This is a genomic window from Micromonospora sp. DT31, assembly GCF_049841795.1.
Lineage (GTDB): Bacteria > Actinomycetota > Actinomycetes > Mycobacteriales > Micromonosporaceae > Micromonospora.
The window spans coordinates 1-7,378 of record NZ_JBNCKZ010000041.1; the positions used below are offsets into that span (position 1 = coordinate 1).

The following is a 7,378-nucleotide window of genomic DNA, read 5'->3' on the forward strand; positions in this document are numbered from 1 at the left end:
GACACTCGCACCAGCCTCGTGCAACGCCCGGAACCGGCGCACATCCAGCCACCGCTGCTCATCCATCGCCCCCACCGGGAGTGTGTCGATTTCCGTGTTTGGGCCTGTGGTGTGATCGATGCTGTTAGATGGCGATCCGGTCGCCGTAGGCGAGGATCAGGGCGTTGAGGGCCTTGGCCCAACCGTAGACCCGGCCGGTGATGCTCCCGCCGCCCCGGCGTTTCTGCTGGACGACGAGGTAGAGGACCTTCATCGCGGCCTGCTCGGTCGGGAAGTGCCCCCGTCGGCGGGCGGCTTGCCGGAACCGGGCGTTCAGGCTCTCGATGATGTTGGTGGTGTAGAGGACCTTGCGGACCTCGTGGTCGTAGTCCAGGAACGGCACGAACTGGGGCCACGACTGGCGCCAGAGCCGGATCACGGCCGGGTACTGGTCACCGAACTGCGTGGCGAACTCCTCGAACCGGGCCTCGGCGGCGGCGACGGTGGGGGGCGGTGTAGATCTCCCGCAACGCGGGGGTGATCTTCTGCCAGTCCTTGCGATTGGTGTAGCGCAGGCTGGCCCGCACCAAGTGGACGACGCGCCGCTGGTGCACCGCCTGCGGCCAGACCTGCTCGATGGCGTCGGTCATGCCCTTCAGGCCGTCGGAGCAGACCATGAACACGTCCTCGACGCCCCGGTTGCGCAGTTCGGTGAGGTAGGCGGCCCATTGCTTGGCGCCTTCCCCGCCGGTGCCGGCCCACATACCGAGCACGTCGCGTTCCCCGTCGAGGCTGATACCGACAACGACGTAGACGGGCCGGTTCGCGACCTGCCCCTGGCGGATCTTCATCACCAGGGCGTCGATGAACACCACCGGATAGATGCGATCGAGGGGCCGCTGCCGCCAGGCTTCCATCTCCTCCACGACGCTGTCGGTGACCCGGCTGATCAACTCCCGGGACACGTCGGCGTCATACACATCCGCCAGGTGCGCGGAGATCTCCCCGGTGGTCAGCCCTTTGGCATACAACGACAGGATCGCCTCGTTGAACCCGTCCAACCGGCGGGCATGCTTGGGCACGATCCGCGGCGTGAACGACCCGGCCCGATCCCGTGGGACCTGAATCCGCACCGGCCCGACCTCGGTCTGCACCGTCTTCGCCCCGTGCCCGTTACGGATGTTGGCCCGCCGACCCGACTCCTCATCGACACCAGCCTCGTCCAGATGGGCATCCAGTTCGGCGTCGAGCGCTGACTCCAGGACCGTGCGGGTGATCCCCGCGAGGAGCCCACCCGGCCCGACCAACGACACCCCGTCGGCCTTCGCCCGCTCGACCAACTGCTGCGCGAACTCCACCTCCGCCGCCGACGGCTGCGGAAGCTGAACAGCGTTCTTCTTGTCTGCCATGACGTGGTCCCTTCCCGGACAGGATCAACGTCCTGTCCAACGGACCACACCCAGGTCAAACACGGAAATCTACGCAGTCCCTCACCCTCTGTGCTGTGGACAAAGGCGCGTGTCGTCCACAAGGGCTTCCAGCGGCGTGGGGGGAGGCCCGACGATGCCTCAGCAACGTACGGACGAGGCATCAAGGGGAGTGGCCAGGCATGGACGACCGACAGTGCGCCCACGTCGATGATGAGACGGCAGTCCGGGGCACGCGCGAGTGGCTCCGGGACATCAGCGCGCTCCTGACCGCACTAGCGGGACTCGTGGCAGCGGTGACGACGCTGATCGTCGCTCTGACAGCGAGCCGTTAACCGCCACGTCCGTGCCTAACTGTTGTCAGGCCGCTCACACGTAGGTCATTGGTACCGGTAGACAGCGAGGCCATCAACTGGATCCGCCAAGACGTACACGTGCTCGAGCACCGGTGCCTCGGCATCACCGGTTCCGAGATAGAGGCCGGACTGGCGCAGCTCCACGGACGCTGGTGGCTCTCCGCTGGCATCCGAGATTTCCATTGGCATGATCCTGCCGTCGACCGGACCGCCCCAAAACCACGCCTCTACCGCTGCCATCACGCCATGATGACGTAGCGCCCCCTCCTGCAACGGAGCTAGCGCGGTCTGTCGTCGAGCCGACCGGAGGCGTTGTGGCCGGTGAACGCGCGGGTGTCGCAGGTTCGATTCTGCTGAGCGTACCGCGAAGATCATCGGAAACCGCTCCCGTATCGCCGGCACCTCTCCCGCAGCGGCGACTGCCGGGACTACTGGTCGCACGACCTTAGGGGCCAGGGAAGTGAGGTCTGGTGAGCTTCGGGCGGGTCACCTCCGTCACCGTCCCACCGACCACGCCCGTGATGGCCGCCTTCACCAATTCCCGCGTGATCGGCTCCTGTACGGCGAGGGCGGCGATCGGTGCGGCGGCGGTCGCCGCTAGGACCGTAATGCCGACACCCAGAGCGATGCTCACGAGCGGGTGCCGTCGGCCCGGACGGACGTCGCGATCCGGAACCGTCTGACCCTGGCCAATCGTCCTACGGCGGAGATGGTCGTCAAAGGTTCTCCGGAGCGCCGCCAGCGCTGCGTCCTGCTTCTGCATGAGCCCCGGTGTGAGTAGACTTAATGCCTCACTTCGGCCGAGCTGCGCTAGTTCGTTCACCGAGACATGCCGACCCAGCAGTCGGCTCAGCCGCTCTGCGGCGCCGGCCAAGACTTCGAGCGCCAACTCGTCGCGGGCCTCGATTCCCCTGTTGAACCACTCTGGTCGGACAGACGCCCTTCCGAGGAATTCGAGCGTCAGGTGCACGTCGTATAGCTGCTGCACCAAGAGGGGAAACCGGTCATCGCCGTCCATCTACCTATGATGGCAGGCGGACGCAAGCGGATCGACCATGAGGCAGATGCCGCGGTCAAGCCGGGGGCGGTAAGGGCCTCGGGGATTTTCACGCCTTGCAGGTGGGTGCAGATTGGGTGCAGGTGGGCGAAGTGGTCACCGCGCCCGAAGTGCTCACTGACGCTGCGCAGAGTCGAGGGCCATGACCTGCGGCGATACAGAAGAGCGGTTCGGCGTGACCTCCCAGAGAAGACCGAGGTGGTCAGGCTTCGCTGCTCCCCGCCTGGCTGGTGCCGGCTGTCCGCCTGGGCCTGTCGATGCCGATCACGACAGCCATACCGCGTCAGCGCACGGCTTTGGGTGCCGTCGTGGTGGCGTCGGCATGGATCCCGCGAGTTGAGACCGAATCCCATCGGCGAGCCTCTGAGCAGAGCTTCCTGAGCCGTGACCTCTTCGGCGCATCCGAATAGTTCACGCCGTCTGCTTCTGCCGGCGTTCAGCAGGCGACAGACGGCACGTCGGTGAGACGCACGTCAAGGTCAACGGGTGTGGCGATACGTGTGCCGGGCAGTCGACCAGGACGGGCAGCTAATCGACGTGCTCATCTCGACCCGCCGGGGCGCTGGCGCAGCCGGCGGTTCTTCCGTTGGGCCTGCGACGTTGAAGGTGACACCCCGCGAGGTGGTCACTGCCGCCGCTGCGGCTATCCCGGAATCCCCGACGAGCTGATCCCGCATGCGTGGAACGACGTCGAGCAGTAAGCCAACAAACGAATCGAGGCTGATCACAGTCGGCTCAAACACCGGCTGAAGTCGACGCGCGGGGCTGCGAACGGACACGGCGGCACAGGGTGATCATCGGCGGACACGCGTCGGTGCCGAACCTGCACTGGGACACTACGAACTCGCCGTCGGCGCCCCGCCTGCCCGGCGGGTCGGCGCTGCGTTCACCGAACTCGCCCAGGCGATCTGACTTCGGACCGAGATGGTTCACGTCAGCCGATCACTCAACGCAACAGCGCCGTTGGACATCCTCCTGAGACCTCTGGGCTCCTGATCTCGGATGTCCACCGACGCGGGCCAGGACCAAGCGGCGGAACGCCGATGGATGACTCATCAGCGGAAGGGTCGCCGGCAATGGCCGGATCCATCCCTTCGGCCGCTGGCGTCATCCGACGGCCTCGGATAGCGTCCAACGCCTCAGTCCTAACTGCCTCACGACAGCAAACCCGAGTGGTGTCTGAAGGAAACGCAACATGCCGCGCTTGAAAATGGCCTTCACCGGCTTGAATGATCACGATCTCCGTGAGCTTCTCGCGGCCAGCCCGTCCCTCGCTCAGGCCGTCGCACCGCTGGTACGGGTCACGGCTGCGGAACTAATGCGGGGACGGCCCCGGGCATTGCGGTCCCTCCGATCGGAGGCAATGCGTGCCGACGCCACGCGCCTGCGAACGTGGCTTGTGCCCCTTCTGCGGGATGTCGAGGATCGCTTCCCGGAGGATCTGCGGAAGGGCCGAGTGATTTCTTCTGACGAAGGCGTGGATGCCTTGGTCGGTCACCTCGGCCAGCATGAACCATACGCCGTCGCCGTGATCTTCCTCGCCGCAGTGGCCGATGGCGGCGTCTCGGGCGGCGAGTTCCTCGATGACCGCTGGGACGAGATCGTGGCACGCTTGATGGGCGAGGTCGATTCCGCGCCGGATATCAACCCGTCCGACCCGAGCGCTCCCGACCTGGGCGCGGCTGGTACCGCCTCGCCCGATCCCGTTAAAGAGCTCGACGATCTCGTGGCGGCGGTGGCCGAGATCCGGGCCGAGGGCGCCGAGGTGGCGCGGGCTCTGCGGGAGGAAGCGGACACCATTGACTCGGTGAGGCCGACAGCGGACTCGCTTGCCGACCTCACGGGCTGGTTTCGGCGCGCGGATGAGGTCATCAGCTCCATCGGTGCTCTGCTCGGGGAGGAGCCGGAATCGCTGGCCGAGGCGGCAGCTGTGCTGGCGGAACGGCAAGCGGCGCTCCATGAGGCGGAGGAGCGCGTCCGGCAAGCCGAGGAGGAGCGCCGCAAGGAGGATGAGGGCCGGCGCGTCGTGACAGAGGCTGCAGCCAAGCTGCGCGAACTCGGCCTTCACGACCAAGCCGACAAGATTCTGGCAAAGCTGGAAGTCGAGAAGCCTCCGGCATCCCACACCCCTGGCACGGACGACGGGCTCAACGGCGTGCCGGCCGATCTTCTGCCTGAGGAAGTCGATAGGGTTGTGCCGGATGAGCCGATGGATCCGGCATTCATCGAGGAACTCGAGGAGCCGTTCGCTCCAGGGGCGGCCCAGCAGGTGGGCCCCGAACAGGTCGTGGCCGAAGCCGTAGTTGAGGTTTCTGAGCCGACCGAAGCCTTGGCTGAGCCCCCCAACCAACGAGTCGGGCCCGAAGCCGTGAGGGCCGATGTGTCGGCCTCACCCTGGGACGAGGGTGAACCGCCGCCAATCGTCAATCTGTTGCTCGAGGAGGAGTACGGACTGGCCTGGCTACTCACCCGGGCAGCGGGCGAATCGAAGGTGCGGCGGCAGGCTCTGCACTTCTTGGCGGCCGCGATGAGCTGTGACCCGGCCGACCTGGCGGCGAAGCAGGCCGGATTCGCCCCGGACGAGGAGGACGTCAACACCGCAAGCGTCGACGAGGCCCGAGTGCTGCTCGCGGCGTGCCTACGCTTCGGGCTGACCACCGGCTACTCCCCACTGGGGCTGCAGCAGCTGGTGGACAGAGCCAGCACGGAGTCGGAGCCGTCCCACGAGCTTGTGGTGACCGCAGTCCAGGCCGTCCACCGTGGACAGGTGCGGCTTGCTGGCGATGATGCCAGCTTCCCGCAGATGCTGGAGCAGTGGTCGGGTCTGGCCGCCACAGCAGAGCAGCTGCGGCAGTCGTTGTTACTCCGTAACATCAAGATGCACCGTGCCACACGGATCCTGCACGACCTAGTCAAGGACGGCAACGAGCTGGGCATTGCCCTTACCACTGTCGCGCAGCTTGCCGATGCCGGCCTGCCGACGAACGGCAGTCCGGACGAGCGGATCAAGCAACTTCAACGGCTCGCCGCCCAGCTGCACGACCGGTCAAAGGTGCGCGGCCTGATCGACAAAGCTGATGCCCGCGTCAGCACCAAATCGCAGCTTCGCAACGAGATCGTGGCGAACGCCCGGACTCGGCTAGAGGCGTCGATCGACGAGGTCCGCGATTTCATCGAGCAGGCCATGGGCCTGTACGCGGCGATCCGGCAGCCCGACCGCTCGATGGAGTTCCTTCAAGTAGATGCGCTGCGGCGGGCCTCAAGGCAGTACCGGCAGCCAGCGGACATTCGCACGGTCGGCTCGGCGGCACTGCATCAGCTTGCTCTCTGGATCGCCTCGGAACCCGCCCCGGTCGGTTTGCACACGGTCGAATCCCTCGAACAGCACGCCGCCCGGCTCGTGTACGAGGTGGACCGGGACGAGGGCGGCCGCCCAGACGAGCAGATGACGCTGCAGCAACTGCGGGGTGCACTCGCCGGAAGAACCCTTGCCGAGGCGGTGCGTGGCCATCTCAAACGGGGGAACGTAGCTCTGGCCCTGCGACTGCTCGACGAAGCCAGCGGAACCGACCAGAACGATCTGCGGCAGGCCTGCCAGCAGGCCCGGCGGGATCTGAGGCAGCGGCACAGCAAGGCTGTGGCCTCGGTGGAGTCGGCGATCGCAAAGCTGCGGTCGGTGGGGCGGGACGAGACCGCGCACCGACTCGAGGAGGACCTCGAAGGGCTGCGCGCAACGCTCGTCGACCGTTTCGATCTGACCATGGGGCGTCTCGACGCGGTGCTCCAAGAGGCCCGGTCGAAGCTCACGGAGTACCGGGAGGACCTGCGCGAGCGCATCGGCGACGTCGCCCAGTCGCCTGTCGACGCAACCCGTATCACCAACTTGCTGGACAACGGCGATGAGGTCACCGCTGAGGAGTTCCTCACCCTGCTGGCTGCGGGCCAGCAGCTGCCGGAGGATGACGCCGAGCCGACCGACGACGACTTCACGGCATTCTTTCCCCGGGTCGTCGAGATGGCCACAGAAGCGACCGCGGAGGTCGGCGATCCGACGGACGACGTCATCGCACAGCTTCAGCGCAAGCTAGGCACTGGCGATCCGATGTCGGAGATCATCCGGGACGGTATCGCCTCGTGGCGTACGCTGCGCCAGCTCAAGATCGCCAACACCCAGACTCCCCACCTTCGCCGCCTGATCGGCGACGTGCTCCGTATGCTGGGCTTGGTTCCAGCCGAGGGCAGCTACCTCAACACCCTTTCTGACGCGCCGCGCACCCGGTCGGCGCTCTTTCAGGTACGCGCGAAGCTGGCAGGCCGCTCGTACGTGCCGCAATTCGGCACGCAGGCCAACGGCCGCTATAACGTCGCGATCATGTGGGAGCGTGCGACGCCCGGTCGTCTGCTAGGTCTGATCCCGGATCGGCTCCGCACCGGCCCCAACATTATCTTGTACTTCGGCACCCTGCCTGCCCAGCAGCGGCTTGAGCCACCCCCGCTTTCATGGAGCTTCTTGACCATGGTCTGATGGCCGTGGGGGAGGAAGTCGTCCGTGGCAGCAC

The 7,378-nt window shown here is 66.4% G+C and carries 3 protein-coding genes and 1 pseudogene; 1 reads left to right on the plus strand and 3 read right to left on the minus strand.

The window, feature by feature from the left end:
* Positions 1–124: 124 nt before the first annotated feature.
* The 3 genes and pseudogenes from ACLQ2X_RS28150 to ACLQ2X_RS28160 all read right to left on the minus strand — a co-directional run bounded on the left by ACLQ2X_RS28150 (position 125) and on the right by ACLQ2X_RS28160 (position 2,780).
* Positions 125–1,388: pseudogene (locus ACLQ2X_RS28150) on the minus strand (IS256 family transposase).
* Between the two features lie 398 nt (positions 1,389–1,786).
* Positions 1,787–2,002, minus strand: coding sequence for a hypothetical protein (locus ACLQ2X_RS28155; protein ID WP_425684105.1), 216 nt, complete (start codon positions 2,000–2,002; stop codon positions 1,787–1,789).
* Between the two features lie 205 nt (positions 2,003–2,207).
* Positions 2,208–2,780, minus strand: coding sequence for a hypothetical protein (locus tag ACLQ2X_RS28160; RefSeq protein WP_425684106.1), 573 nt, complete (start codon positions 2,778–2,780; stop codon positions 2,208–2,210).
* Positions 2,781–4,182: 1,402 nt separating this feature from the next.
* Between ACLQ2X_RS28160 and ACLQ2X_RS28165 the strand changes: the two genes are divergently transcribed.
* A complete protein-coding gene (locus ACLQ2X_RS28165) occupies positions 4,183–7,344 on the plus strand; it encodes a hypothetical protein (RefSeq protein ID WP_425684107.1) in 3,162 nt (1,053 codons plus the stop codon).
* The last annotated feature ends 34 nt before the right edge of the window (positions 7,345–7,378 follow it).

Bases quoted from the DNA above. Each gene is read 5' to 3' on its own strand.
- ACLQ2X_RS28155 (WP_425684105.1), bottom strand. From the start codon at position 2,002: ATGGCAGCGGTAGAGGCGTGGTTTTGGGGCGGTCCGGTCGACGGCAGG.
- ACLQ2X_RS28160 (WP_425684106.1), bottom strand. From the start codon at position 2,780: ATGGACGGCGATGACCGGTTTCCCCTCTTGGTGCAGCAGCTATACGAC.
- ACLQ2X_RS28165 (WP_425684107.1), top strand. From the start codon at position 4,183: ATGCGTGCCGACGCCACGCGCCTGCGAACGTGGCTTGTGCCCCTTCTG.